Annotated in this window: 21 protein-coding genes; 9 read left to right on the plus strand and 12 right to left on the minus strand. The window is 71.4% G+C overall.

Going from position 1 to position 26514, the window contains the following annotated elements:
- The first annotated feature begins 302 nt into the window (after positions 1-302).
- From OHA58_RS21615 to OHA58_RS21635, 5 genes are all read left to right on the plus strand, one after another.
- Positions 303-5234, plus strand: coding sequence for an NAD-glutamate dehydrogenase (locus OHA58_RS21615; protein WP_405480726.1), 4932 nt, complete (start codon positions 303-305; stop codon positions 5232-5234).
- 268 nt (positions 5235-5502) lie between these two features.
- Complete coding sequence (locus OHA58_RS21620; protein WP_405480728.1) at positions 5503-6606, plus strand: sugar phosphate nucleotidyltransferase; 1104 nt, start codon at positions 5503-5505, stop codon at positions 6604-6606.
- Positions 6607-6692: 86 nt separating this feature from the next.
- Positions 6693-7397, plus strand: coding sequence for a polyprenol monophosphomannose synthase (locus OHA58_RS21625; RefSeq protein WP_116513623.1), 705 nt, complete (start codon positions 6693-6695; stop codon positions 7395-7397).
- Complete coding sequence (locus OHA58_RS21630) at positions 7394-7864, plus strand: GtrA family protein (protein ID WP_405480729.1); 471 nt, start codon at positions 7394-7396, stop codon at positions 7862-7864. Before OHA58_RS21625 ends, OHA58_RS21630 begins: the two co-directional genes overlap by 4 nt.
- Positions 7848-9362 (plus strand): hypothetical protein, encoded by a 1515-nt coding sequence (locus OHA58_RS21635; RefSeq protein ID WP_405480730.1) that lies wholly within the window; start codon positions 7848-7850, stop codon positions 9360-9362. Before OHA58_RS21630 ends, OHA58_RS21635 begins: the two co-directional genes overlap by 17 nt.
- On the opposite strand, the gene OHA58_RS21640 is transcribed toward OHA58_RS21635, so the two are convergent.
- The 4 genes from OHA58_RS21640 to OHA58_RS21655 all read right to left on the minus strand — a co-directional run bounded on the left by OHA58_RS21640 (position 9359) and on the right by OHA58_RS21655 (position 15131).
- Positions 9359-11050: a glycosyltransferase family 2 protein gene (locus OHA58_RS21640; protein ID WP_405480731.1), complete on the minus strand. Its 1692-nt coding sequence runs from the start codon at positions 11048-11050 to the stop codon at positions 9359-9361. The two genes, OHA58_RS21635 and OHA58_RS21640, sit on opposite strands and share 4 nt — an antisense overlap.
- Positions 11050-13257 carry a CDP-glycerol glycerophosphotransferase family protein gene (locus OHA58_RS21645; protein ID WP_405480732.1) on the minus strand — a complete coding sequence of 736 codons (2208 nt, stop codon included), beginning with the start codon at positions 13255-13257 and terminating at the stop codon, positions 11050-11052. The genes OHA58_RS21640 and OHA58_RS21645 overlap by 1 nt, the downstream gene beginning before the upstream one ends.
- Positions 13258-13375: 118 nt before the next feature.
- Positions 13376-14212, minus strand: a complete 837-nt coding sequence (locus OHA58_RS21650) for an ABC transporter ATP-binding protein (RefSeq protein ID WP_405480733.1) — start codon at positions 14210-14212, stop codon at positions 13376-13378.
- Positions 14205-15131 carry an ABC transporter permease gene (locus OHA58_RS21655; RefSeq protein WP_405480734.1) on the minus strand — a complete coding sequence of 309 codons (927 nt, stop codon included), beginning with the start codon at positions 15129-15131 and terminating at the stop codon, positions 14205-14207. Before OHA58_RS21655 ends, OHA58_RS21650 begins: the two co-directional genes overlap by 8 nt.
- A 123-nt stretch (positions 15132-15254) precedes the next feature.
- Here OHA58_RS21655 and OHA58_RS21660 point away from each other — a divergent pair, with 123 nt between their 5' ends.
- Positions 15255-15914 carry a TetR/AcrR family transcriptional regulator gene (locus tag OHA58_RS21660; RefSeq protein ID WP_405480736.1) on the plus strand — a complete coding sequence of 220 codons (660 nt, stop codon included), beginning with the start codon at positions 15255-15257 and terminating at the stop codon, positions 15912-15914.
- Between the two features lie 6 nt (positions 15915-15920).
- Here the strand turns inward: OHA58_RS21660 and OHA58_RS21665 are convergent, their stop codons facing one another.
- Both OHA58_RS21665 and OHA58_RS21670 read right to left on the minus strand, forming a co-directional pair.
- A complete protein-coding gene (locus OHA58_RS21665) occupies positions 15921-16193 on the minus strand; it encodes a DUF397 domain-containing protein (protein ID WP_405480738.1) in 273 nt (90 codons plus the stop codon).
- Positions 16190-17032 (minus strand): helix-turn-helix domain-containing protein, encoded by an 843-nt coding sequence (locus OHA58_RS21670; RefSeq protein WP_405480740.1) that lies wholly within the window; start codon positions 17030-17032, stop codon positions 16190-16192. Before OHA58_RS21670 ends, OHA58_RS21665 begins: the two co-directional genes overlap by 4 nt.
- A gap of 138 nt (positions 17033-17170) precedes the next feature.
- Here OHA58_RS21670 and OHA58_RS21675 point away from each other — a divergent pair, with 138 nt between their 5' ends.
- Positions 17171-17596 carry an ATP-binding protein gene (locus OHA58_RS21675; protein WP_405480742.1) on the plus strand — a complete coding sequence of 142 codons (426 nt, stop codon included), beginning with the start codon at positions 17171-17173 and terminating at the stop codon, positions 17594-17596.
- A gap of 429 nt (positions 17597-18025) precedes the next feature.
- Here the strand turns inward: OHA58_RS21675 and OHA58_RS21680 are convergent, their stop codons facing one another.
- The 3 genes from OHA58_RS21680 to OHA58_RS21690 form a co-directional block, all read right to left on the minus strand.
- Complete coding sequence (locus tag OHA58_RS21680) at positions 18026-18247, minus strand: hypothetical protein (protein WP_405480744.1); 222 nt, start codon at positions 18245-18247, stop codon at positions 18026-18028.
- A 596-nt stretch (positions 18248-18843) separates the two neighbouring features.
- Positions 18844-19641, minus strand: coding sequence for a maleylpyruvate isomerase family mycothiol-dependent enzyme (locus tag OHA58_RS21685; protein WP_405480746.1), 798 nt, complete (start codon positions 19639-19641; stop codon positions 18844-18846).
- Positions 19642-20334: 693 nt separating this feature from the next.
- Positions 20335-20499, minus strand: a complete 165-nt coding sequence (locus OHA58_RS21690) for a hypothetical protein (protein WP_405480748.1) — start codon at positions 20497-20499, stop codon at positions 20335-20337.
- A 178-nt stretch (positions 20500-20677) separates the two neighbouring features.
- Here OHA58_RS21690 and OHA58_RS21695 point away from each other — a divergent pair, with 178 nt between their 5' ends.
- Positions 20678-21832: a sensor histidine kinase gene (locus OHA58_RS21695; RefSeq protein WP_405485094.1), complete on the plus strand. Its 1155-nt coding sequence runs from the start codon at positions 20678-20680 to the stop codon at positions 21830-21832.
- The gene (locus OHA58_RS21700) at positions 21820-22464 is read left to right on the plus strand and encodes a LuxR C-terminal-related transcriptional regulator (protein ID WP_405480749.1); all 645 of its coding nucleotides are present in this window, start codon (positions 21820-21822) and stop codon (positions 22462-22464) included. The genes OHA58_RS21695 and OHA58_RS21700 overlap by 13 nt, the downstream gene beginning before the upstream one ends.
- Before the next feature lie 64 nt (positions 22465-22528).
- Here OHA58_RS21700 and galE read toward each other — a convergent pair whose 3' ends face one another.
- From galE to OHA58_RS21715, 3 genes are read right to left on the minus strand one after another with little or no spacing between them, the layout of a single operon-like run.
- Complete coding sequence (gene galE / locus OHA58_RS21705; protein ID WP_405480750.1) at positions 22529-23530, minus strand: UDP-glucose 4-epimerase GalE; 1002 nt, start codon at positions 23528-23530, stop codon at positions 22529-22531.
- A 58-nt stretch (positions 23531-23588) separates the two neighbouring features.
- Positions 23589-25208, minus strand: coding sequence for a glycosyltransferase family 2 protein (locus tag OHA58_RS21710; RefSeq protein ID WP_405480751.1), 1620 nt, complete (start codon positions 25206-25208; stop codon positions 23589-23591).
- A 57-nt stretch (positions 25209-25265) separates the two neighbouring features.
- A complete protein-coding gene (locus tag OHA58_RS21715; protein ID WP_405480752.1) occupies positions 25266-26504 on the minus strand; it encodes a glycosyltransferase 87 family protein in 1239 nt (412 codons plus the stop codon).
- Positions 26505-26514: the final 10 nt, after the last annotated feature.

The raw sequence follows: 26514 nt of genomic DNA on the forward strand, positions 1-26514 counted from the left end.
GCGATAGCCTTGACCCGTGATCAGCGCGATATCTCGCGGGGGCATCGTCGCCCCCTGCCCGCGCCGGGAGCACACGGAGATCTACATCCGTGCCCGGTGCTCCGCTGACCATTCCCTTCGGGACGGAACATGGATGCCGTCCCGGCTCCGGGCAGGAAATACGCCAAAAATGGCGGATAAACGCCCGCTCATCTCTCATCCCGGCATACCGTCGACATCGACCGGAGACCCCGCGTCGTGGCGTTGTGCCGCATCAATTTCTTCAACGTCACGCAACGGCGCGCGACAGGAGCCAGAGGACAATGCAGACCAAGCTGGACGAAGCCAAGGCCGAGCTGCTCGCACGGGCCGCCCGGGTAGCTGAGAACAGCCCGGCAGGGGGCCATCTCCCGGCCGGGACGAATGGTGAGGGGGCTCCGGACCCGGAGTCCGTGCTCGCGTTCCTCCAGCGCTACTACCTGCACACCGCCCCTGAGGACCTGGCCGACCGTGACCCGGTCGACGTCTTCGGAGCAGCCGTCTCCCACTACCGGCTCGCGGAGGTCCGCCCGCAGGGCACCGCGAACGTCAAGGTCCACACGCCGACGGTCGAGGAGAACGGCTGGACCTGCAGCCACTCCGTCGTCGAGGTCGTCACCGACGACATGCCGTTCCTGGTCGACTCGGTCACCAACGAGCTGTCCCGCCAGGGCCGCGGCATCCACGTCGTGATCCACCCGCAGGTCACCGTGCGCCGCGACCTGACCGGCAAGCTCCAGGAGGTCCTGCCCGCGGGCAGCGCCGCCGACGGCCACGACACGCTCACCGAGTCGTGGATCCACGTGGAGATGGACCGGGAGACCGACCGCGCCGACCTGAAGCAGATCACCTCCGACCTGCTGCGTGTCCTGTCCGACGTCCGTGAGGCCGTCGAGGACTGGGAGAAGATGCGGGACTCGGCGCTGCGCATCGCCGACGACCTGCCCAGCGAGCCCACCGCCGACGACCTGCGCGCCCAGGACGTCGAGGAGGCCCGCGAGCTGCTGCGCTGGCTGTCCGCCGACCACTTCACGTTCCTCGGCTACCGCGAGTACGAGCTGCGCGAGGACGACACGCTGTCCGCCGTGCCCGGCACCGGCCTCGGCATCCTGCGCTCCGACCCGCAGCACGGCGGCGACGACCACCACCCGGTGAGCCCGTCCTTCAGCCGGCTGCCCGCCGACGCGCGCGCCAAGGCCCGCGAGCACAAGATCCTCGTGCTGACCAAGGCCAACAGCCGCGCCACCGTGCACCGCCCCTCGTACCTCGACTACGTCGGCGTGAAGAAGTTCGACGCCGAGGGCAACGTCATCGGCGAGCGCCGCTTCCTCGGCCTCTTCTCGAGCGCCGCGTACACGGAGTCCGTCCGGCGCGTCCCGGTCGTGCGCCGCAAGGTCCAGGAAGTGCTGCGGGGCGCCGGGTTCTCGCCCAACAGCCACGACGGCCGTGACCTGCTCCAGATCCTGGAGACGTACCCGCGCGACGAGCTGTTCCAGACCCCGGCCGACGAGCTGCGCGCCATCGTCACCAGCGTCCTCTACCTCCAGGAGCGCCGCCGGCTGCGGCTCTACCTGCGCCAGGACGAGTACGGCCGCTACTACTCGGCCCTCGTCTACCTGCCGCGCGACCGCTACACCACCGGTGTCCGGCTGCGGATCATCGACATCCTCAAGGAAGAGCTCAACGGCACCAGCGTCGACTTCACGGCCTGGAACACCGAGTCGATCCTGTCCCGGCTGCACTTCGTCATCCGCGTCGAGCCGGGCACCGAGCTGCCCACGCTGACCGAGGCCGACACCGAGCGCATCGAGGCGCGGCTCGTCGACGCCGCCCGCTCGTGGGCCGACGGCTTCGGCGAGGCGCTGAACGCGGAGTGCGGCGAGGAGCGCGCGGCCGAGCTGGCCCGCCGCTACTCCGGCGCCTTCCCCGAGGGCTACAAGGCCGACCACTCGCCGCGCGCGGCGGTCGCCGACCTCGTCCACCTGGAGGCCCTCAACCGCCGTGAGAAGGAGTTCGCGCTCTCGCTGTACGAGCCCGTGGGCGCCGCCCCCGGCGAGCGCCGCTTCAAGATCTACCGCACCGGATCCCCGGTCTCCCTCTCGTCCGTCCTGCCGGTCCTCAACCGGCTCGGCGTCGAGGTCATCGACGAGCGCCCGTACGAGCTGCGCTGCTCGGACCGGACCACCGCGTGGATCTACGACTTCGGCCTTCGCCTGCCGAAGTCGCTCAACGGCAACGGCGACTACCTCGGTGACGACGGCCGCGAGCGCTTCCAGGAGGCCTTCACGGCGACCTGGACCGGTGCCGCCGAGAACGACGGCTTCAACTCCCTCGTCCTGAGCGCCGGTCTGAACTGGCGGCAGGCGATGGTGCTGCGCGCGTACGCCAAGTACCTGCGCCAGGCCGGTGCGACGTTCAGCCAGGACTACATGGAGGACACCCTCCGTAACAACGTCCACACCACCCGCCTCCTGGTGAGTCTCTTCGAGGCGCGCATGTCGCCGGAGCGCCAGCGGGCCGGGACCGAGCTGATCGACGGGCTCCTGGAGGAGCTCGACGGGGCGCTCGACCAGGTCGCGAGCCTGGACGAGGACCGGATCCTGCGGTCGTTCCTGACCGTCATCAAGGCGACGCTGCGGACGAACTTCTTCCAGAAGTCCGACGACGGCAAGCCGCACGCGTACGTCTCCATGAAGTTCGACCCGCAGGCCATCCCCGACCTGCCCGCGCCGCGCCCCGCCTTCGAGATCTGGGTGTACTCGCCGCGTGTCGAGGGTGTGCACCTGCGCTTCGGCAAGGTCGCGCGCGGTGGTCTGCGCTGGTCCGACCGGCGTGAGGACTTCCGTACCGAGGTCCTCGGCCTGGTCAAGGCGCAGATGGTGAAGAACACCGTCATCGTGCCGGTCGGCGCCAAGGGCGGCTTCGTCGCGAAGAACCTGCCGGACCCGAGCGTCGACCGTGACGCCTGGCTGGCCGAGGGTGTCGCGTCGTACAAGACCTTCATCTCGGCGCTGCTCGACATCACCGACAACCTGGTGGCCGGCGAGGTCGTGCCCCCGGCGGACGTCGTGCGGCACGACGAGGACGACACGTACCTTGTGGTCGCGGCCGACAAGGGCACGGCGACGTTCTCCGACATCGCCAACGCGGTCGCCGAGTCGTACAACTTCTGGCTCGGTGACGCCTTCGCCTCCGGCGGCTCGGCGGGCTACGACCACAAGGGCATGGGCATCACCGCCCGCGGCGCCTGGGAGTCCGTGAAGCGGCACTTCCGGGAGCTGGGCACCGACACGCAGACCGAGGACTTCACGGTCGTCGGCGTCGGCGACATGTCCGGTGACGTGTTCGGCAACGGCATGCTGCTCTCCGAGCACATCCGCCTGGTCGCCGCGTTCGACCACCGGCACATCTTCATCGACCCGCGGCCCGACGCGGCCACCTCGTACGCCGAGCGCCGCCGTCTGTTCGACCTGCCGCGCTCCTCGTGGGCCGACTACAACAAGGAGCTGATCTCCGCGGGCGGCGGCATCTTCCCGCGCTCCGCCAAGGCGATCCAGCTCAACGCGCACATCCGCGAGGCACTCGGCATCGAGTCGGGCGCCGCGAAGATGACGCCGGCCGACCTGATGAAGGCGATCCTGCACGCGCCGGTCGACCTGCTGTGGAACGGCGGCATCGGCACGTACGTGAAGTCGTCCGCCGAGTCGAACGCGGACGTCGGCGACAAGGCCAACGACGCGATTCGCGTGGACGGCCAGGACGTGCGGGCCAAGGTGATCGGCGAGGGCGGCAACCTCGGCGCGACCCAGCTGGGCCGTATCGAGTTCGCGCGCAAGGGCGGCAAGGTCAACACCGACGCCATCGACAACAGCGCGGGCGTGGACACCTCCGACCACGAGGTGAACATCAAGATCCTGCTCAACGCGCTCGTCACCGACGGCGACATGACCGTCAAGCAGCGCAACAAGCTGCTCGCCGAGATGACCGACGAGGTCGGCGCCCTGGTGCTGCGCAACAACTACGCGCAGAACACGGCCCTCGCCAACGCGGTCGCCCAGGCGCCCGACCTGCTCCACGCCCACCAGCGCTTCATGCGCCGCCTGGTCCGCGACGGGAACCTCGACCGGGCCCTGGAGTTCCTGCCGGCCGACCGGCAGATCAAGGAACTGCTGAACTCCGGGCGCGGTCTGAGCCAGCCCGAGCTGGCCGTCCTCCTCGCGTACACGAAGATCACGGCCGCGCACGAGCTGATCCAGACGTCGCTGCCGGACGACCCGTACCTGCGCAGGCTCCTGCACGCCTACTTCCCGCAGGCGCTGCGCGAGCGGTTCTCCGACGCGGTCGACGGGCACGCGCTGCGCCGCGAGATCATCACCACGGTGCTGGTCAACGACACGGTGAACACGGGCGGTTCGACGTTCCTGCACCGGCTGCGCGAGGAGACCGGGGCGTCCCTGGAGGAGATCGTGCGGGCGCAGCTCGCCGCGCGCGAGATCTTCGGCCTCGGCGAGGTCTGGGACGCGGTCGAGGCGCTCGACAATGTCGTCGCCGCGGACGTCCAGACCCGGATCAGGCTGCACTCGCGCCGCCTGGTCGAGCGCGGCACGCGCTGGCTGCTCAACAACCGGCCGCAGCCGCTCCAGCTCGCCGAGACGATCGACTTCTTCCGTGAGGGTGTCGCCCAGGTCTGGTCGGCCATGCCGAAGATGCTGCGCGGCGCGGACGCCGAGTGGTACCAGTCGATCCTGGACGAGCTGACCGCAGCGGGCGTGCCGGAGGAGCTGGCCCAGCGGGTCGCCGGGTTCTCCTCGGCCTTCCCGACGCTCGACATCGTGGCGATCGCCGACCGCACCGGCAAGGGCCCCCTGGCCGTCGCCGAGGTGTACTACGACCTCGCGGACCGGCTGTCCATCGCGCAGCTGATGGACCGGATCATCGAGCTGCCGCGGTCCGACCGCTGGCAGTCGATGGCCCGCGCCTCGATCCGCGAGGACCTGTACGCGGCGCACGCCGCCCTCACGGCCGATGTGCTGACCGTCGGGAACGGCGTGTCGACTCCGGAGCAGCGCTTCGACGCGTGGCAGGAGAAGAACGCGCCGATCCTGGGCCGCGCGCGGACGACCCTGGAGGAGATCCAGAGCTCGGACGCCTTCGACCTGGCGAACCTGTCGGTCGCGATGCGCACGATGAGGACGCTGCTGCGCACGCACTCGTAGGGTCCGCATCAGCGAACGGGGGCGCCCCGCACCGGAACTCCGGTGCGGGGCGCCCCCGTTTCACCGCCCGTTCTCTTTCCGTTCTCTTCCCTTTCTCCGGCCGGCCTCTTGCCCGGGTCTGACCTGATGGACCGCGCGCCCAATCGGTTGCTCCTGAAGGCGCGTCGGCCCCATGGGGTTTGTCATAAGCCATTGAATCGGGCATTAGGTCTAAAGTGGACCCGATTGTCAGATTGGCGGCACGGAGCGGAGAGGTCGGGAAGGGTCCATGACGGAAGCGATTCTGCTGGTCGGCGGGCTGGGCACCCGGCTGCGGCCGCTCACGGTCAACACACCCAAGCCCATGGTGCGCGCGGCCGGAGTCCCCTTCCTGGCCCATCAGATCGCCCGGCTCGCCGACGCGGGCGTGCGCCACATCGTCCTCGCCACCTGCTATCTCGCCGAGGTCTTCGAGCCGTACTTCGGCGACGGATCGGCGTTCGGGGTCCACCTCGAGTACGCCGTCGAGTACGAGGCGCTGGGGACCGGCGGCGCGATCCGGCACGCGGCACGCCGCCTGATCTCCGCTCCCGAGGAACCCGTCCTCGTCTGCAACGGCGACATCCTCACCGGCCTCGACACCCGCGCCCTCATCGACCGGCACCGCGATCGCGAAGCCGACGTCACCCTCCACCTCTCCCGCGTCGACGACCCCAGCGCCTTCGGCCTCGTACCCACCGACGCCGACGGCTGCGTACTCGCCTTCACCGAGAAGCCGCAGACGCCCGAGGAGATCGTCACGGACCAGATCAACGCGGGCTCCTACGTGTTCCGCAGGTCCGTCATCGACAGCATCCCCGCCGGGCGGGCCGTCTCCGTCGAGCGCGAGACGTTCCCCGGCCTGCTCGCCGCGGGCGCCTATCTGCACGGCATGGTCGAGGACTCCTACTGGCTCGACCTCGGCCGGCCCGAAGCCTTCGTGCAGGCCTCCGCCGACCTCGTGCGCGGGGTCGTCCACTCACCCGCCGTGCCCGGAGTGCGCGGCGAGTCCCTCGTACTGCCCGGCGCCAAGGTCGCCGCCGACGCCTGGCTCGCCGACGGGACCGTCGTCGGGGCGGGCGCCCAGGTAGGTTCAGGGGCCGTCGTCCACGGTTCCGTGCTGCATGACGGCGCGATCGTGGGCGCCGGTGCCTACGTAAGGAAGAGCCTGGTCGGCGCGGGTGCGCGGATCGGGCGGCGCTCCGTCCTGCACGGCAGTGTCATCGGTGACGGCGCCCGCGTCGGCGCCCACAACGATCTGCGGAACGGAACCCGGGTGTGGTGCGAGGCCGTACTGCCCGACCGGGCCGTCCGCTTCTCCTCCCTCGCCGGAGAAGGGCTGACCGAACAGTGAACACGAACTCTCCCGACATCGGGGCCACACCGGCCGCCGCGAAACCACTGCCCGACGACTGGGCCCGCACCCCCCTCACCGTCGTCATGCCGACCTACAACGAGGCGGGCAACCTGCCCGGCATGGCCGACGCCCTCATGGCGCTCCCGCTCCCGGGCCTGCGCCTCCTCGTCGTCGACGACTCCAGCCCCGACGGCACCGGCGACATCGCCGAGCGGTACGCCGAACGGCACGGGCGCGACCGGATGAGCGTCCTGCACCGAGCCGGGAAGGAGGGCCTCGGCCGGGCCTACGCGGCCGGCATGGCACGGGCCGTCGCCGACGGGGCGCGCTACGTCCTCCAGATGGACGCCGACGGCAGCCACCCCGTCGACAAGGTCCCCGCGCTCCTCGGCACCGCCCTGTCCACCGGCGCCGCCGTCACCATCGGCAGCCGCTACGTCCAGGGCGGCACGCTCTCCGACGCGTGGGGCGCGCACCGCAGGCTTCTGTCCCGCTGGGCCAACGCCTACGCGGGCACCATCCTCGGCACCCGCGTCCGCGACATCACCGGCGGCTTCAACCTGTGGCGCGAGGACGCCCTGCGCGCCATCGACCTGGCGTCCGTGGACAGCGCGGGCTACAGCTTCCAGGTCGAGATGAAGTTCCGCGCCGTGCGCCGCGGCTTCGGCGTCATGGAGGTCCCCATCCACTTCGAGGACCGCACGGTCGGCGAGTCCAAGATGAACCTGATGGTGCAGCTCGAATCGGTCACCATGCCGTGGAAGCTGCGGGCGAGGGCGCGCCGATGACGGTCCCGACCGCGGTGCGTGAGGCGCCGCCCGTCGTCGTACCCGTCCGGGCCCGTGTGCGCCGCCTGTCCATGGAGGTCGCCAAGTTCGGCGTCGTCGGCGGCAGCGGCGTCGCCGTCAACTTCCTCGTCTTCAACCTCCTGCTGCACGGCATCGGCCGGGCTCCGATGACGGCGACGGTCCTGGCCAGCTGCGTCGCCATGGGCACCAACTACCTGGGCTTCCGCTTCTTCGCCTACCGGGACCGCGCCTCCCGCACCCGCCGCCAGATCGCGCTGTTCTTCGGCTTCAGCGCGCTTGGCGTCCTCATGGAGAGCGTCCTGTTCTACGCCGGATACCACGGCGCCTCGATGACCGGACCGCTCGCGTCGAACGTCGCCAAGGCGCTGTCCATCGTCCTGGCCTCGGCGTTCCGCTTCCTCGTCTACCGGACGTGGGTCTTCCAGCACGATGCGCGCCGCGACTGACGCGGCCCTGAGGGCCGCCGCCCCGCTGGTCCTCCTGCTGCTCCTCGCCCTGCTCGTGGCAGTCGCCGTCCGGCTCCCGTGGGCGGGCGACCTCGGCATCCACGCGGCCACCGTCGAGCGCCTGCGCCACGATCTCCTCGACCCGGGCAACCCGCTGGTCGACGAGAAGACGCCGAGCCCGTACTACTCGCCGTGGACGGTGTTCCTCGCCGTCCTCGCCGACGTCACCGGCCTCGGCACCTTCACCGTCCTGCGCATCGCCGCACTGATCTCGCTGACGCTGCTCGTGACCGGCGTATGGCGGTTCACCGGCACCTTCACCGGCGCGTCCATGGGCCGCACCCGGCGCACGGCGGTCACCGTGCTCGTCCTCCTGTGCCTGCTCCTCCTGTGGGGCACGAGCCTGTTCAACTGGAGCGGGTTCCTCGGCCTCAACTCCCTTGCCCTGACCGTCTCCTACCCCAGCACGTTCGCGCTCGGGGTGTCCTTCCACTTCTGGGCGCTGCTGCGCGGAGCGCTCGCACGCGGCTCGGGCCTGCCCGTGTTCCTCGGCCTCGGCCTGCTCTGGTCCGTGATCCTGCTGAGCCATCAGTTCTCGGGCGTCGTCGCGTCGTTCGGCGCGCTGGCGATGGTGGCCGGGGCGCGGCCCTGGCCGGTACGCGCGGTGTGGGCACGGCTCGCGGCCGGGCTCGCCATCGGCGCGGTCGTGCTCGCCGCGTGGCCGTACTACTCGTTCTTCTCGCTCTTCCACGCGCAGGGCCTGGAGGAGATCCACCGGGCCCTGTACGGGAACCTGCTCGGCCGGTACTGGCTCCTGCTGCCCGGCGTGTTCGCCCTCGCCCTGCGCGGGCGCAGAGACCGCCGCGATCCGCTGGTGGTCCTCTTCGTGCTCGGGGCGCTGATGTTCGCGGCGGGCGGGGTGAGCGGCCACTACTCGTGGGGCCGGGTCCTGCCGGCCGCCGTGATCCCGGCGCAGGTCGCGGCGGGCCTCGAGGTGTTCGGGGCGGGGCGCAGGGCGGTACGTACGGCGTTCGCCGCGGTGCTCGGCGCGGCGCTCCTCGCGGGCGCGTGGACCCAGTCGGGCACACTCGGCTACGTCCTGCCGCGCGACGCCCTGCCCCGGCCGATCGCCGACCGCTACAACCCGCCGTGGCGCGGCTACCAGTGGGTGACGCCCTGGGCGAAGTACGGGGACGTGGTCCTCGCCACGATGTTCCCGGCGCGGCAGATCCCCGGGTACGGGCCCTACACCGTCGCCCCCGGCTACCCGGACTTCTTCCTGCCCGACGAGGACGCACGCACCCGCGCCGTGGACATCTACTTCGCACCCGGCACCACGCGGGCCGAACGCCTCGACGTCCTGCGCCGCTACGGGGTGCGGTGGATCGTGAGCCACCGCGACGACGCCGGCCTCGCCGCCAGCGACCCGGCACTGCACAAGGTCACGACGGGCCCGGGAGGCCAGACCCTCTACGAGGTCGTCGGCGACCCGGGCTAACGCAGCGCGCTCTTCACAAGGCGTACCGCGTTCCGTACCCGCCCGTCCGACGCCGTGGCCAGCCTGCGCGCCACCGGGTGCGTCACCCGGGCCGTGAGCCCCGCCGGCTGCCAGCGGATCTGGAGGCGCCCCGCGCCCCGCCCCTCCGGCTCCAGCGTCACCCGGTGCGGGGCCGCCCCCGAGTGGTAGCCGACGCGGGCGGTGAGCGTGGGGAAGGCCGGCGGCGCGAGCAGGACCGCCGTGTTGCGCAGGCCTTGTTCCTGGAGCTGGAGCATCGGATGCCGTACGCCGTCGAAGCCGTGCACCGGGAGCGGGGCCGCCGCCAGATCGAGCCGCACCCGCCCCTCGAAGACGCCCGGCCGCACCGGGTCGAGCCGCAGCCGCGTCGTCATGCGGCGCCGCCCCGGCGCCACCACCAGGGCGGCGACGTGCGGGCCGACGGCGAGGCGCAGACCGGGGTCGTACGTGCGCACCGACAGGTCGACGGTGGCGCCGGGACCGCGCTCGATCCGCGTGATTTCGTGCCGGAACTGGGCGCCGGGGAAGGGGCGCGCGTACAACTCCTGGTCGGACAGGTCGAGTTCGGTACGCGCCTCGTCCGACGACGGGACCACTGACCCCCAGTACACGGCGCCGGACGCGTCCGTGGCCGTCTGGCGCGGGGCCACCGCGTGACCGAGCCCGCGCGCGGCGAGCCGGGCGTCGGCGAGGCGCCCGTCGCGCACCAGTTGCAGGACGACCCGCTCGGGGCGCGGCAGCCGGGCGTACGCGCTCGGGGACAGCGTCGCCAGATACGGGTTCACGATCTCGGCGAACCCGGCCAGCCACGCGTCGTCCCGGGAGGGCAGGTCGCCCGCGTACATCCGGAAGTCGTGCTTGAGGAACTTGTAGTCCTTGTCCTCGCGCACCCCCGCGTGGCCGCCCGCCGCGAGGAACTCGTCGATGAGCTCCTGCACGTGGACGCGGTCGCGGACGTTGCTCAGCTTGTGCCGCTGGTTGGAGATCGACGCGTCGTCCGCGGCGACGAACGGCGCGATGTACCAGCGGTAGACCGGCTCGGGGATGACGGTGAAGGACTTCGCGAGGCAGTACGCCTGCGCCGAGAACAGCTGGTCCTCGTAGTGGATGCCCTCGGGGAAACGCAGCTCGTTGCGGTCGAGGAACTCCCGCTTGTACATCTTGCTCGTCGACAAGTGCTCGAAGAACAGGCCGGGTTCGGCGTCGATCCCGTCGACGGTGCGGCGCTCCGCGACCAGGTGCGGCATCCACGTCGAGGTGCGGCCCGTGTCGACGCGGACCCGCTCGACCGCGCCCATCGCGAAGTCGATCTCCCGCTCGCGGTGCGCCGCGAGCAGCAACTCCACCGATTCCGGCGGGAGTTCGTCGTCGCTGTCGAGGAACATCAGATACGGGGCGCGGGCGATGCCGAGCGCGCGGTTGCGGGGCGCGCTGCACCCGCCGCTGTTCTCCGGCAGACGCAGGTAGCGCACCCGCGGGTCCGCGGCGGCGAGGCGGCGCGCCACCTCGGGGGTGGCGTCCGTCGAGTGGTCGTCGCTGATGACGACCTCGATGTTGCCGTGCGTCTGCTCCAGGACCGAGGCGACGGCGCGCGGCAGCCGCCCGGCGTCGTTGTAGACGATGACGGTGACCGTGACGTCGGGTGTGATCGTGCTCGTGGGCGTGGTCATCAGCGGGCCGCCTCCTCGGGGGTGGGCGCGGGGATGCGCTCGTCGACGGGGATCACCGGGGGCAGCGACGCGTCGCTCTCGCCGAGGAAGACCCGGCGCACGACCCGCTCGGCGGCGTGGCCGTCGTCGAACTCGCAGAACCGGCGCCGGAACGCGGCCCGCGCCTTCCCCGACGCCTCGTCGCGCCACGCGCCCGAGGCGAGGATCTCCGTCAGCTCGTCCTGCGTACGGGCGACGGGCCCGGGCGCCTCGGCGATCAGGTCGAAGTAGACCCCGCGGGTCTTCGCGTACATCTCCCAGTCGTCCGCGTAGACCACGATCGGGCGGTCCAGGTTGGCGTAGTCGAACATGATCGACGAGTAGTCCGTGACCAGGGCGTCCGCGGCGAGGCAGAGGTCCTCGACCGGGTCGTACGTGGACACGTCGATGACCCGGCCGCTGCGGCGCAGCTCCGCGAGCGGTGAGGCCGCCCCGCCGTAGAAGTAGTGGCCGCGCACGAGGAGGACGGTGTCGTCGCCCAGGCGGTCGGCGAGCGTGGCCAGGTCGAGGCGCGGGGTCCAGGAGGCCTCGTAGTCGCGGTGGGTGGGCGCGTACAGGACGGCCCGCCGGCCCGGCGCGATGCCGAGGCGGTCGCGAACAGCCCGGATGCCGGCGGCCGTCGCGCGGTAGAAGACGTCGTTGCGCGGATAGCCGTACTCCAGCGGGACGTAGTGCGCGGGATAGGCGCGCTCCCAGATCCGGGTGGAGTGGCTGTTCGACGTGACGCTGTAGTCCCACTTGTCGACGCGGGCCAGGAGCTGGCGGAAGTTGAGGCCCTTGGACGCGGTCGGGTACTCGATCTGGTCGAGGCCCATGCGCTTGAGGGGCGTGCCGTGGTGGGTCATGACGTGGACGGCTTCGGGGCGCTTGACCACGGCGTTGGGGAAGTTGACGTTGTTGACGAGGTACTTGGCGCGGGCCATGACCTCCCAGTAGCGGCGGGAGCCGGGCACGACGTGGTCGGTGCCGGGCGGCAGGAGCGGCGCGTTGGCCGCCGAGACGACCCACACCTGGTGGATGCGCGGGGCGAGTTCGGCGACCTTCGCGGCGATCGCGCCCGGATTGCAGGCCATCCCCCGGTCCCAGTACGCGGAGAACACCGCCAGGTCCGGGTCCACGGGCCGGCGCAGTTCCCGCCGGTAGCGGTGGGCGCGGACCTTCGCGCCGACCCGTCGCTTGCGCTCCCTGACCGCGGACTTCAGGCCGCGCCGCTTGTGGTTGACGCTCTGGAAGGCGCGGTAACGGGAGTACGCGTCCTCTTCGAGCAGCCGGCGCCGGATGCCTTCGAGCCCCGCGGGCCTGCGGTAGCCCTCCGGCCGCCACGCGACGGCCGCGCGGGAGGCCCGGCGGAAGAACTCGCGGCCCACCGGCTCCGGCATCCCGGCGCGGGCCACGATCCGCATGCACTCGGTCGCCATCACGTCGTACAGCACCGCGCGGGGACCGGTCGGCGTGCCGCGGTCGGCCATCAGCCGCTGGAGGTCCTCGTACTCGCCGACGGGCGCGTAGTACTCCTCCGGGGTGAGCGGCGGCAGGCTCGCCGCGCGCAGCCTGCGCTCGTCGAGCACCACCTGCTGCAGAGCGGTGACGCGGCCGGCGAGGACGAGGGCGGCGCGCGCCGCGAACCGCTCGTCGGTGGCGGCCAGTTGGTCGCGGTGGTGCCGCCAGAACGCGGCGCGCAGGGCGCGGTTGCCGAGCAGCGGGGTGACCCGCAGGAGGTCGGGGCAGTCCGCGAGGGCCAGATCGCGGTCGCCCGCCCTGGCCAGCAGACGGGCGTCGGGGCCCGGGGCGCCGGAGGCGTGCCAGGTCGAGCGGACCTGGTCGGCGAGTACGACATCCACGCGCTCGGCGCCGTCCGGGAGGTCCGCGACCCGGTCCCGCAGCGCCCGCAGCGCGCCGGGGGGCACCCGGTCCTTGGCGTGCACGAACAGCAGCCACTCGCCCGAGGCCCGCTCGCCGCCGGCCGCGCGGGCCTCCTCGTCGGAGATGGCGCCGGGCAGGGCCAGAACGGTGACGCGGCCCGGCACGTCGGCGGTCGGCGCCGGATCGTCCACGGCGGCGACGACGAGCTCCGCCCCCTCGGGCAGCTGGCCGGTCACGCTGTCCAGACAGTCGGCGAGATGCCCCTGCACGTCCCGGCCGTACACGATGACGCTGAGTTCCTGCACGGTCGCCGTCCCTTCTTCTCCTGGCGCACCATACTGTCACCAATCAGATAAAAGGGATAAAGGGAGTGGGCCTGAAGGGGGATAAGGGGGATAAGGGGGAGTGGGTCCCGAATCGGCCTCAGGCGGAGACGGCGACCTTGGTCTTCTTCGGCCCCGCCTTGCCGTCGCCCGGATTGGTGAACGCCTCGTACGCCTTGAGGACCTCGTCCGTCGGCCCGTCCATGCGCAGCTCGCCGCGCTCCAGCCACAGGACCCGGTCGCAGGTGTCGCGGATCGACTTGTTGTTGTGACTGACGAGGAACACCGAGCCGGCCTCCTTGCGCAGCTCGCGGATCCGGGACTCCGAGCGCTTCTGGAAGGACCGGTCGCCGGTGGCCAGGGCCTCGTCGATCAGCAGCACGTCATGGTCCTTGGCGGCGGCGATGGAGAACCGGAGCCGGGCGGCCATGCCCGAGGAGTACGTCCGCATGGGCAGCGTGATGAAGTCGCCCTTCTCGTTGATGCCGGAGAAGCCGACGATGTCCTCGTAACGCTCGCGGACCTCCTCGCGGCTCATGCCCATGGCGAGGCCGCCGAGATGGACGTTGCGCTCGCCCGTGAGGTCGTTCATCAGCGCCGCGTTCACGCCGAGCAGAGACGGCTGGCCATGCGTGAAGATCCGGCCGTTCTCCGTCGGCAGCAGCCCCGCGACCGCCTTGAGCAGCGTCGACTTGCCCGACCCGTTCGTGCCGATCAGGCCGATCGCCTCGCCCTTGTACGCGGTGAACGAGACCTTCTTCACCGCGTGCACCTTGCGCACGCCGGCCCGCGCCTCGGCCTTCTTCCGGCCGCCGATGATGCGGCCGAGCGCGGCGGTCGCGGTGCCGCGGCCCGCCCCGGTGCCGTTCACGCGGTAGACGATGTCGACGTTGTCGACGATGACGGTGGGAATCCGCTCCCCAAAAGTGTCAGCCACGGCCGTACGTCTCCTCTGCCTTCCAGAAGTAGATGAACCCGCCGACGCCCGCGAGCAGCGCCCACCCGGCCGCGATCGCCCACACATGGGGCGGCAGCTGACCGCGGTGGAAGCTGTCGATCAGGGCGAAGCGCATCAGGTCGATGTAGACGGCGGCCGGGTTCGCGGACAGCAGTACGTGCACGACGTGCGGCAGGTGCTGGTTCTTGAGCACCTTGTCGATGCTCCACATCACGCCGGACGTGTACATCCACGTACGCAGCAGGAACGGCATCAGCTGCGCGATGTCCGGCGTCCGCGCGCCCATCCTCGCCATGACGAGGGCCACGCCGGTGTTGAAGACGAACTGGAGCAGCAGAACCGGCAGGACCAGGAACCAGGAGAGGGCCGGCGGAACGCCGAAGCAGAGCAGGATCACCACCAGCGCGCACATCGAGAACAGCAGCTGCTGGAGCTGCTGGAGCGCGAACGACACCGGCAGCGCGGCGCGCGGGAAGTGCAGCGCCCGTACGAGACCGAGGTTGCCGGAGATCGCGCGGGTGCCCGCCATGATCGAGCTCTGCGTGAACGTCCACACGAACACGCCGGTGACCAGGAACGGCACATAGTCCGGCACGTTGTGCTTCGTGTTCATCAGCACGCCGAAGATGAAGTAGTAGACCGCCGCGTTCAGGAGCGGGGTCGCCACCTGCCACACCTGGCCCAGCTTCGCCTGGCTGTACTGCGCCGTGAGCTTGGCCGTCGCGAACGCGGTGATGAAGTGGCGCCGCTGCCAGAGCTGGCCCACGTACGCCGCGAGGGTCGGGCGCGCGCCGCTGACAGAGAGGCCGTACCGCGCGGCCAGCTCCGCGGGATCCTCCGCCGGCGCGGTGGCCGCCGACGGGGGAGGTGTGTCGACTGCCTCGACTGCCTGACTCACATCCGCTGCTTTCGCTCAAGGGGTCGGAGACGTCGGAACGGGTCCGTATCGTCGTGACGTGAGCGTAGGGCGTCGCTACGTCGGAACGCAACCGTTTCGTCGTAACGCCGTAAGCTGTTCACCATGACGACCAACGCCGACTCTTCCCCCGAGCTCTCGGCTTCGCTCGAGCAGGGGGGACCCCCATCGCCAGCGCGTCGCCGGGCCCCCGCAGGGGCAGCCGTGCTCCGTGAGGATGTGACCGACGCCATCAGGGCAGCCGTCTTCGAAGAGCTCGCCGCCGTGGGCTACGCCCGCATGTCCATCGAGGGGATCGCGCGCCGCGCGGGCGTCGGCAAAACCGCCGTCTACCGCCGCTGGCGCTCCAAACTGCACCTGGTCCTGGACCTGGTCTCCGCCATAGCGGTACAGGGCCTGCCGGCCCCGGACACGGGTTCCCTGGAGGGCGACCTGCGCCTCCTCTACGAGGTCACGTCCCGGGCCCTGAAGCACCCGGTCGCGGGCCAGATCATCCCCGACCTCCAGGCCGAGGCGGCCCGCAACCCGGAAATCGCAGAGGCCATGCAGAAGGCGCTGCGCGAAGGCCAGCACGGCGTGGCGAGCGGCATCGTGCGCAGCGCCGCCGCGCGCGGGGAGGTCAGGGCGGACCTCGACGAGGACCTCGCCCTCGACCTGATCTCGGGCCCGCTGTACTGGCGCGCCGTAGTGGTGCGGACGCCGTTGCCCAAGGGGTACCTGGGGAAACTGGCTTCGGCTACGGCGGCGGGGTTGAGGGTGTTGTAGCTGTAGCTAGCGCTGGGCTGCGTAGGTGATGAAGGCGGCCCAGGTGGTGGGGGTGACCGTGAGGTGGGGGCCGAGGGTGGTTTTGGAGTCGCGGATGTGGATGGTGGTGGGGGTGGGGGCTACTTCGATGCAGTCGGCCTCGCTGCTGTTGCTGCTGTAGCTGCTCTTACGCCAGTCGAGGGCGACCTCGACGCAGTCGGCTTCGTTACCGTCGCTGCTGTAGCTGCTCTTGAACCAGGCCAGCTCGGAAACGTCTCGTGCGGAAGCCTTGCGGATCATGTTTCTCCCAGCAGTCTCTCGATAAAGGCCAATGTCTCCCGGGGGGTGAGAGCCTCGGCCCGGATGATGCCATAACGCAGTTCGAGGATGCGGAGCTGCTTCGCGTCGGAGACAGGGCGGCCGTTGAACGCTCCTTCCGAGCGTCCCACCGCCGTTCCGTCTCCGAACTTCAGTACCTCGATCTTCCCGTCCAAGCCGGGATGGGCCTCCCGGTGGGTTGGCATCACTTGAAGTGTGACACTGCGCAACTGCCCTACTTCCAAGAGGCGTTCGAGCTGTTGCCGCCATTCCATTGTGCCTCCGATGGGTCGTCGGAGAGCTGACTCCTCTTGGGCGAAGCTGAGCGCGGGTGCGGGGGATCGCTGGAAAATCGACTGCCGCGCCATTCGTGCGGCCACACCCTGTTCCACCTCGTCCTGCGAATACGCTGGCTGCCGGGCCTCGAACAGGGCCTTCGCGTGGCCCGGCGTCTGCAAGAGCCCATGCAGGCCGTGCGCCACGTAGACCCCCAGCTCGACTGCGCGGGCCTCCATGCCGGCCAGATCCCGAACCTTCTTCGGGTACCGGACCTCCGCCACGTCATGCCTCATCGCCGAGATCAGCCCGCCCGCGCGGAGCGCCTCGTCGGCCTTGTCCAGGTACTCCGGGCGCGGGATCCGTTTGCCCGCCTCGACCTTGTAGATCAGATCTTCCCCGTACCCGATCGCCGCCGCGAACTCGCCGACCCGCAGCCCCGCCGCCTCCCGGCGCATGCGCAACTGCCGCCCCACCGTTGCCACCACCGCCGCACCCGACTCGTCGTCCGGGTCGACTTCCCATCCCGCCTCGTCCGCACTCACCGGCGCCACCTCCGACGTTCCGTTACCCGTAGGACCGCTGTGGACAGCCCGGACACGAGTGGACAGGCTCTGGACAGTCCTTGTACGCACCGGAGTCATGGCTGCTCATGGCGTCCCCGCTCCGACACGCTGAGTGACATGGAAACAGAAACTCAACTCCACGCAACCGCACGCCAGTTCACGGTGCTGCTCTCGGCCACGCCACGCGGAGCGCGCCTGGCCAGGCTGCTTGCCACGGAGCAGCTCCGCACCTGGGGAGTCCCGTTCGAAGCGGCAGCGCACGTCGTGGCGGAGCTGGCGGCGAATGCCGTGACCCATGGGCGGGTGCCCGGCCGGGACTTCCGGTTCACGCTCCTGGCGACGCACGGGGTGATCCGAATCGAGGTCACGGATACGCGCGGGGAGCGGGTCCCGGAGTTGCGCCACCCCGGCGACGAGGAAGAGGCGGGGCGAGGCCTGCAACTGGTGGAGGCGCTGGCGGCGCGCTGGGGTGTGACGCCCGGCCCGGCGCCGAGGAAGACGACGTGGGCGGAGTTGTCCGTGCCCCGGGCCCGGGTGAACTGATCAAGAGCGGATTGCGTGGCTGGTGTGGGTGGGTGGTTGCGGGAGCCTCCATCAGTTTTCCGTTCGTCTGCGGACTGGTGGGGGCTGGCTTTCCCCAATTGAGGTGCGTACGGGGTCCGGGATTTGCAGCCGTTGTTTGAGGAACTGCGGGTGGTGCGGGGGCGGAGGCCGTGGACTGAGCGCGCCCGGTCGGGCCGCGGGGGAGGAAAGCGGCAGCAACAGGAAGGGGGGAGGGGCGGCAGCAGGAGGCGGGGGGCTGGCGTACGAGGCGGAGGCGGGAGGTGGGGGCGGGGCTCAAGTAGTCGAGACTTCCGGTGGGCCGGTGGGCCGGTGGGCCGGTGGGCCGGTGGGCCGGTGGGCCGGTGGGCCGGTGGGCCGGTGGGCCGGTGGGCCGGTGGGCCGGGCTTTACCGCGGTAAAGGTCTGTCGCTCAGGCGACGTCGAAGGTGCGGCGTACGGGCGCACTGACACCGAGGCGCTTGCGGGCGATGGCGGCGAGGCGGACAGCTTCGGGCCGATCCACGTCTCGCTCCTGAGCGTGGCGCTCCGTCCCGGCGACAGAGTCGGTGAACGCGCCCTGGGGCTCGCGCTGGTGGGGTGCGGCGAGGGCGGCTTCCTGCCGGGCGCGGACGGCCCGCACGTACGGGTTCACCGCCTGCTGCTCGGGCTTGGCCCCGAGGTGGGCCTCGAGGGTGCGGCGGTATCCGCTCGATGCGGTCTCCTGGGTCTTCCCCGGCGCCCGCTCCGCGGTGGCCGAGCTGGTGTCAGCGGGAGCGCCGGTTGAAGGGGCGCGGGCTGGCGTTGAGCAGGTGGGAGGTTGCGCGCTCTCGGCCCCTTCGGCTGCCCATGACGCCGCCTTGGCCAGGGAGTTGACTGCCCATGACGTCGTCTTGGCCGACGAGTTGGCTGGCCGTGATGCGTCCTGGTCGGTGGGTCGTTCTGGCGCAAATCTGCCAATGTTTCCCGGCATCGGCAGGCTTCGGCCGGGTGAGTCCCGTCCCGCCTTGAGGCGGCGCCGCCCTCGCCGAGGGATTGGCAGATCGAGGCCACTCAGCCTTTCCCTACCTGCCCTTGGCTTCTGGCGGCTCAAGGCCCGGCGCGCCCGCACTCTCCCAATGCCGCCGAGATCCGGCACGGCGGGCGGGCGGATGCGAGCATCAGCCAATGCCGGCCCCGCCCTCGCCTGTGCTTCCCGCCCCCGGTCCCTCCTGTGGTCACCAGCACTAGCCGCCCTGGACTCGGTACGTCCTACTCCTCCGGCTCCCAGGCCTGGAGCAGGTCGAACAGATCCCGGTCGCCGTCGAGCTTCAGGGAGTCCGCCGGGATACGGTCGTACACGAAGAGAACCAGCTCACTGGCCGTGCCGCGAACGGAGACGCCAGCCGCGTTCGGGCCCTCGTCGGCAGCGGCGACAGGCGTCGTGCCGGGCGCGGAGATACGGGTGGAGCGTGCGCCGTCGCCGTCGACCGTGAGGCACCAGGAGTGGCCCTCGGTGGCGTGGAAGTCGAAGGCAGTGGGCTTGTGCGGCCAGGCACTCGTCGTTGCGACGCAGGTGGACAGGAACTCCTCGACACCGTCGAGTGCCACCTCGGCCGGCAGCGGCTCCGGGGCACCCACAGTGACCTGGGCGTCGTAGGTGTGCACCGCGATCTGCTGGAGCTGGTGCCGGGCGACGGCACCGGAGGTCTGCGGCGACTGGGACGCACCCCACCACGTCCAGCAACCGCGATCCGGGCCGGCCTTCCGCAATGCGTCCAGCAGTTGCTCCGTGGACTCCGCCAACCAGGCCAGCAGGGCCTCGCGCTCCCGAGGCGCAGCCGGGGCGCCCTCCGCTGCGGACTTGGCCGGAGCAGGCCCTGCGGCGACGGTGGCGGCCCAGGCGCGGCGCCCCTCGCCGATGTGCTGCGCCAGATCGAGCAGCGTCCACTCGGGGCAGGTCGGCACCTGTACGTCGAGGCTGGGCGCGGAGGCGACCGCGGCACGGAAGGCGGTCGATCGTTCGTCGATCAGCTGCAGGAGGTCGGCGAACTCAAGTGTCGTTGTCACACAGACTCTTTATCACCGAGTTCCGACCATCGGACAGCGATTTTCCCAGCCCCGCGGCGGGCGTCCGAGAGGACGAAACCGTCAGTCGGCTGGCGAATACGCAGCTCAGGCCCGCCTTGGGGAGTGAGCCTGTGGCCCAAATCTGCCAGAGCCTGCCCTCAACAGCCGTATTCGGCAAGGCGGATGCAGTCCCGCCTTGGCCCGACCCCGCCCGCCCTCGGAGGATTGGCAGATCTGGGCCATTCGGCCACGCGTCACGTGCCACGACGACGCGGTGGACGCCGCCCGCCCAGCTCTCGTTACTCAAGCCCTCAAGCCCCCAACCACCACCCGCGCCCGCCGGCAGCCACCCCCACCTCCCGGCAGCCGCCCCCCACCTCCCACGGCCCCCCACCTCCTACAGCCACCCCCACCTCCTACAGCCGCCCACCACCACCCGCAGCCGCCCCACCACCCCTCCCCACCCCCACCTCCCGCTGCTGCCTCGTCTTTGGTCTTTGGCACTTGCTTGTCCGCAGTTGCCTGTCAGGGAGGTTGATCAATTCATGCCCACTCACTGACCGGTATCGGGGAAAGTCAGCCCCCGCCAGTCCGCAGACGAACGGAAAACTGATGGAGGCTCCCGCAACCACCCACCCCCATCAGCCACGCAAAAAAATCCATTCTTGAGCCTGCGGGCAAGGGCGCAGGCCCTCACGCGTCCCGGCGGCGCAGCAGGAACAGGGTCACTCCGGTGGCCAGTGCCGCGAGGCCCGTTCCGATGCTGATCAGGACCTGCTCGACGCCGTCGAAGACGATGCTGGTGGAGACGTTGACGGCGAGGGCTGCGATGAGGACGAGCCAGAGCAGGGCCTTCATGACCGGGTTCCCTTCGGGTGTGGCGGACGGTGTTGCGGTCAAGTCTGGCGTGGTGCGGGCGCCCGGGCGAGGGTGCCCGCCACCGGACTCATGGTGTAGCGCGCTGCACCATCGCAGGGGAGTCGGCTCGACCGCGTACTCGTGCGGGGTCGCCTAGCCTGTGGCCATGGTCTGGGCCATGCGGGAGACGGTGCGGGGGGCTGCGCGTGCCACAGGGCAGTTGGGTGTGGCGGCCGGGCTGGCGCTCGTCTCGTACCTCTTCATCGGGCTGCTGCTCTTCACGGCAGCGGTGACCCTGCTCGTGGTCGGCGCCGGGGTGCTGCCCGAGACCGTACTGCTGCTGCGGCGCATGGCCGGGTTCAAGCGGCGGCGCGTGGCGGCCTGGACGGGGCGGGAGATCCCGGAGGCGTATGTTCCGTTGACGGGGACGCTCACCGAGCGCGTGCATGCGGCGGTCTCGGACCCCTGCACATGGCGTGACCTGCGCTGGCTCGCCGTGCACTTCCTGTACGGGTGGGTGCTGCTCTACGTGTCCCTGGCGGTGTGGGCGTTCGGGCTGCTCGTGGACGGCGTGTGGTGCGGGCTGCTCGGGCGGCGCGCCGTGGTGCTGCCGCTCGTCGCGCGGCTCGCCGACCTGGACGCGTCCTGGTCCGGCGCGCTCCTCGCGCCCCCGGCGAGTGCGCGGCTCACGGACCGGATCGAGCAGCTGACGGCGACGCGGGCGGGAGCGGTTGCCGCGCACGGGGCCGAACTGCGGCGTATCGAACGGGACTTGCATGACGGGGCGCAGGCGCGCCTCGTCTCCCTGTCGATGCGGATCGGGCTCGCCAAGCGGGCGTACGACCGTGATCCGGCGGCTGCCCGCAAGCTCATGGACGATGCCCAGGACCAGGCCGAGGAGGCGCTGGCCGAGCTGCGGCACGTGGTGCGCGGCATCCATCCGCCGATCCTCACCGACCGGGGCCTGGCCGGCGCCGTGCGGGCGCTCGCCGCCGGGAGCGGGCTCGATGTGACGGTGCGCGAGGACGGTGTGGCGGACGGGCCGCGTGCCCCGGCGGCCGTCGAGGCGGCGGCGTACTTCGTGGTCGCGGAGGCGCTGACGAACGCGGCGAAGCACAGCGGCGCGGACCGGGCGACGGTGGAACTGGCGCGGTTGCAGGGCGGGTTGAGGGTTTTCGTACGGGATGAAGGGCGGGGCGGCGCGCGGCAGTCGGGTGGCTCGGGGCTGCTCGGCATGCGGCGCAGGGTCGCCGCGCTCGACGGGACGACGGAGGTGTCGAGCCCCGTCGGGGGGCCGACCGTGATCGAGGTGGAGCTGCCGTGCGTGTGGTGATCGCTGAGGACAACGCGCTGCTGCGCGAGGGGCTCGTCCTGTTGCTCGGCTCGGCGGGGCACGAGGTCGTGGCCGTCGCCGAGAGCGGGCCCGAGGTGCTGCCCGCCCTGCTGGAGCACCGGCCCGAGGTGGCGGTGCTCGACGTGCGGATGCCACCGGGGTTTCGGGACGAGGGGCTGCGGGCGGCGCTGGAGGCCCGGAAGTCCTTGCCCGGACTGCCTGTTCTGGTCCTGTCGCAGTACGTCGAGGAGTCGTACGCCACCGAACTCCTGGGTGATGGCGCGAGCGGTGTCGGCTATCTGCTGAAGGACCGCGTCGGCCGGGTCGACGAGTTCCTCGACGCGCTCGACCGGGTGGCCGGGGGCGGCACTGCTCTCGACCCCGAGGTTGTCACGGAACTGCTCAGCCGGCGCCGGGACGACCCGGTCGACGGGCTCACCCCGCGCGAGCGCCAGGTGCTGGAGCTGATGGCGGAGGGCCGGGACAACACGACGATCGCGGAGACGCTGGTCGTGTCCGAGCGTGCCGTCAGCAAGCACATCGGCAATGTCTTCGCGAAGCTCGGGCTGCCCCCGAGCGACAGCGGGCACCGCCGCGTCCTCGCCGTCCTCGCGTACCTCAACAGGATGTAGGGCCCGGGCAGAACCAGGGAGTAGGGCCAGGACGGAGGCTCCTGACCCGGCCCCGAACGGGGACTCACCTCACGGCGGGCCCATGGACCCGGACCCAGCCCTGCCACGCCGACTCGACCATGTCGCGTACGTCGCGCTTCGCCGTCCAGCCGAGCTCCGTCGCGATGCGGTCCGCGGAGGCGACGACGCGGGCCGGGTCGCCGGGGCGGCGCGGGGTGACGACGGGGCGGCGCGGGGTGACGACGGGGTCGGTGCCGTGGCCGGTCGTCGTGTTGATCAGCTCGACCATCTCCAGGACCGAGACGCCTTCGCCGCGGCCGATGTTGAGGGTGAGGTCCGTGCCGGGGGTGGCGGCGGAGAGGCGGCGGGCGGCGGCCACGTGGGCCTCGGCGAGGTCGACGACGTGGATGTAGTCGCGTACGCAGGTCCCGTCCGGCGTCGGGTAGTCCGCGCCGAAGATCCGTGGGGCCTCGCCGTCGGTGAGCTTCTCGAAGACCATCGGTACGAGGTTGAAGACGCCGGTGTCGGCCAGTTCGGGGGTGGCCGCGCCCGCCACGTTGAAGTAGCGCAGGGAGGCCGTGGCCAGGCGGTGTGCCCGGCCCGTCGCGCGGACCAGCCACTCGCCGGCGAGTTTCGTCTCGCCGTACGGGCTCATCGGCAGGCACGGGGTGTCCTCGGTGACGAGGTCGACGTCGGGCATGCCGTACACGGCGGCGGACGAGGAGAAGACGAACGACGGGACGCCGCTCTCGGTGACCGCCTCCAGGAGGACGCGCAGGCCCTCGACGTTCTCGCGGTAGTAGTGCAGCGGCAGCTCCACCGACTCGGCGACCTGCTTCTTCGCGGCGAGGTGGACGACGCCGGTGATGCCGTGCCCGGCGATGGTGCGCGCCACGGCGTCGGCGTCCAGGGTCGAGGCGACGACCAGGGGTACGCCGTCGGGGACGCGCCCGGCGATGCCGGTGGACAGGTCGTCGTAGACCACGGTCCGCTCGCCCGCCTCCTGCATGGCGCGGACGACGTGCGCCCCGATGTATCCGGCACCGCCGGTGATCAGCCAGGTCATGTCGGTTCAGGGTCCCCTCGGTCGTGTCGTGTCTCGTCGTGCGCGTGCGGTCGGCGTTCTAGTGAACCAGGCGGTTGAGGCGGCCGCGTGCTACCGCCAGGGCTCCGCGTACGCCGGGCGCGAGGCGTACGGCGAGGGCGCCGGAGTGGGTCGCGTACGGATGGGCGAGCAGCATGCCGTGGCGCATGCTCGGCAGGGCGGTGCGGCGCAGGAGGCCGGGGCCGGTGGCGGCGTGGGCGCTCGCGTCGCGGCTGGTGCCGTCGGCGAAGTTCACATGGAGGCGCAGGTCCCAGGTGCCGGTGGCGAGCGCCGACAGGTCGAGGGACGTCTCGGCCTCCCAGGTCCCGGCGTCGGGCCCGGGCGCGAAGGTCACCGTGCGGCGTCTGGCGGGGCGGTGGCGCACGCGGTCGATGACCTCGATGTCGACGGTGGCGGGGCCCGCCTCGGCGACGCGTCCGTACAGGTCGTGCAGGCGCAGCCGCAGCCGTGAGCCACGCGCGCGTGGCCGCAGTTCCGCCTCTATGGCGATGGGGAGCAGGTCCATGGGGCGTACGAGGAGGTGCTCCAGGGTCACCTGGGGGAGGTCGTCGGACCAGATGGGCGTGCCGTCGGCGGCGCGTGCGTAGGGCGGGCGCAGGCGGGCGGGGCGGGCCGCGACCTCCTTGAGGCGGGACAGGTCGCGCGGGTGGTCGGAGGCGAGGATCACGCGGGCGACGACGCGGCCGGGGGCGGGCGCCGCGTCGATGTCGGCCGTGTCGAACGTGGCGAGGTAGGCGCGGGTGCGGTCCCACCACGCGGCGCGGTATTCGGGGCTGCGCAGGTCGAGCTCGCGGGCGTACATGCGCAGGCTGTGGTCGAGGAACCGGGTTCGGGCCGCGCGTGCGAGGCGCTTGTGCGAGGCGGTCAGGAGGATGTCGACGGACTGGCGGTGCGCCTCGATGCGGGCGGTCCAGTTGTCGAGTCCGGTCCGGTCGAGGGAGAGCGACAGGCGGTCGGCGTCGCGGCGCACGTTCCAGATGTAGACCGTGTCGGGGACGAGCGCGATGCGCGGTCCGGCGGCGAGCACGCGCGCGGTGAAGACGAAGTCCTCGTAGACGAAGTGGCCGTCGGGGAAACGGATCCCGTGCTCGCGCAGGAAGTCCGTGCGGTAGAGCTTGTTGACGCAGAGCGTGTCGTGGACGAGGCGGGGGCGGCGCTCCGGGTGGGGGATCACGGCGGCCTCGGCGTACAGCTCGGGCTGCCACGGGATGTCGCGGCCCGAGGGGAGCTCGCGGCGCACGCACAGGCCGGCGGCGACCTCGGTGCCGTGTGTGAGCGCCGCGCCGAGCAGGGCGTCGACGGCGCCGGGCGGCAGCACGTCGTCGCTGTCCAGGAACATGACGTACGGGGCCGTGGCACTGTCGGTGCCGTCGTTGCGCGGGGTGCCGCAGCCGCCGCTGTTCGTGGCGCGGCGCACCACCTTCAGGCGTGGCTCGTCGTCCGCCATGCGCTGGAGTAGCTCGCCGCTGCCGTCCGTCGAACAGTCGTCGACGGCGATCACCTCGCGGACGGCGGGGCCCTGGGAGAGGGCGGAGCGTACGGCGTCGGTGACCCGTGCGGCGTCGTTGTAGCCGATGACGACGACCGAGACCTGTGAGCGCTCTTGCGACGGCTGCTGGGGCTGGGACTGCGACTGCATGGCTTCCACAGAAGGAAATCCTAGGCCTTTGCGGTAATTGTCCGGTAAGTAAAAGTCCTACACCTTGGTTCCCTTCCAGAGGGAACGGAACGAGAGGACGGCTCCTGTGAGGAGCAGGCCGTTGCGCGCCAGCATCAGCAGCGAGCCCGTCCACGTGGCCGCCTCGACGTCGCGGTACAGCACCGGGTACGCGAGCGCGCTCAGGCCGGCCGCCGCTACGACGAGCAGGGCGACGGGGCGCTGGGTGGTGCGGTGCGAGGTGAGGCAGACCGCGGCGAGCCCGAGCAGCCAGATCAGGTACTGCGGGCTGATCACGCGGCTGGTGACGGTGAAGAGCAGGACGGCGCAGAGCGCGGCGTCGTACGGCGTCGCGGGGCTCCAGCTCACCGCCCGCAGCCGCCAGAGCAGCAGCAGCGCCGCCGCGACGGCGGTGAGCACCAGGGAGGCCGCGGCCACCACGCCGACGTGCGGGCCGACGTACTCCATCGCCCCGAACTGGTAGCGGATGTGCCCCGACCAGCCCGCCCGCCGCGCGAAGGACAGCACCGTGCCGCCCAGCGACTCGATCTGCACGCCCCGCTCGCCCTGCTGGCGCAGGAACGAGAACGGCGAGCGGAACGCGACCGCGAGGACCAGCAGGATCGCGGCGGCGGACGTGAGCGCCGCCGTCCACGCCTCCCGGCTCGTACGTCCCCGGGGTGTGCCGAGCAGGGCGAGCGCGGGCCACACCTTCACCAGTGCGCCGCACGCCGCGAGGACGCCGCCCGCGCGCGGGTGCCGCCCCATGAGCAGCAGCGCGAACACGGCGAGCGCGGTGACCTCGATGTCGTAGCGGGCCAGCGGGATGTGGAGCAGGAGCGGCAGCCCGGCCACCCACAGCCAGGCGCCTCCCGTGCTGCGCCGCGGCCGCGCGCCGATCCGGGCGAGGGTGAGCGTGACCAGGGCGTCCGTGGCGAGGGTGAGCGCGACGAAGGCCTGGAAGTAGGTGAGGCCGGGGATCAGGCCGGGCGCCAGGAGGACGGGGCCCGCGCCCGGCGGGTACTGCCACTTCGGGTCGCCGGCGGGGAAGGCGCCGCCGGCGAGGGTGGCGTACCAGCGGGCGTACAGCGTGTGCACCTCGTGTGCGACGCCTCCGACGCCGAGCGGGGCGCGCCCGTCCATGAGGAGCAGGGCGAGCATCGCGGCGCGGGTGGCCAGCCAGGTGAGGGGGAGCGCCGCCCGCGCGAGGGGGCCGGGGCGGACCCAGGTCGCGTGGACGGGCGCTGCGGTGGTGGGTGGCTGCGTGTCGAGCGTCACCTGTGCGAGC

It is taken from the genome of Streptomyces sp. NBC_00009 (assembly GCF_045040855.1).
GTDB lineage: Bacteria > Actinomycetota > Actinomycetes > Streptomycetales > Streptomycetaceae > Streptomyces > Streptomyces aureus.

Bases quoted from the DNA above. Each gene is read 5' to 3' on its own strand.
- OHA58_RS21615 (WP_405480726.1), top strand. From the start codon at position 303: ATGCAGACCAAGCTGGACGAAGCCAAGGCCGAGCTGCTCGCACGGGCC.
- OHA58_RS21620 (WP_405480728.1), top strand. From the start codon at position 5,503: ATGACGGAAGCGATTCTGCTGGTCGGCGGGCTGGGCACCCGGCTGCGG.
- OHA58_RS21625 (WP_116513623.1), top strand. From the start codon at position 6,693: ATGCCGACCTACAACGAGGCGGGCAACCTGCCCGGCATGGCCGACGCC.
- OHA58_RS21630 (WP_405480729.1), top strand. From the start codon at position 7,394: ATGACGGTCCCGACCGCGGTGCGTGAGGCGCCGCCCGTCGTCGTACCC.
- OHA58_RS21635 (WP_405480730.1), top strand. From the start codon at position 7,848: ATGCGCGCCGCGACTGACGCGGCCCTGAGGGCCGCCGCCCCGCTGGTC.
- OHA58_RS21640 (WP_405480731.1), bottom strand. From the start codon at position 11,050: ATGACCACGCCCACGAGCACGATCACACCCGACGTCACGGTCACCGTC.
- OHA58_RS21660 (WP_405480736.1), top strand. From the start codon at position 15,255: ATGACGACCAACGCCGACTCTTCCCCCGAGCTCTCGGCTTCGCTCGAG.
- OHA58_RS21665 (WP_405480738.1), bottom strand. From the start codon at position 16,193: ATGATCCGCAAGGCTTCCGCACGAGACGTTTCCGAGCTGGCCTGGTTC.
- OHA58_RS21675 (WP_405480742.1), top strand. From the start codon at position 17,171: ATGGAAACAGAAACTCAACTCCACGCAACCGCACGCCAGTTCACGGTG.
- OHA58_RS21690 (WP_405480748.1), bottom strand. From the start codon at position 20,499: ATGAAGGCCCTGCTCTGGCTCGTCCTCATCGCAGCCCTCGCCGTCAAC.
- OHA58_RS21695 (WP_405485094.1), top strand. From the start codon at position 20,678: ATGCGGGAGACGGTGCGGGGGGCTGCGCGTGCCACAGGGCAGTTGGGT.
- galE (WP_405480750.1), bottom strand. From the start codon at position 23,530: ATGACCTGGCTGATCACCGGCGGTGCCGGATACATCGGGGCGCACGTC.
- OHA58_RS21710 (WP_405480751.1), bottom strand. From the start codon at position 25,208: ATGCAGTCGCAGTCCCAGCCCCAGCAGCCGTCGCAAGAGCGCTCACAG.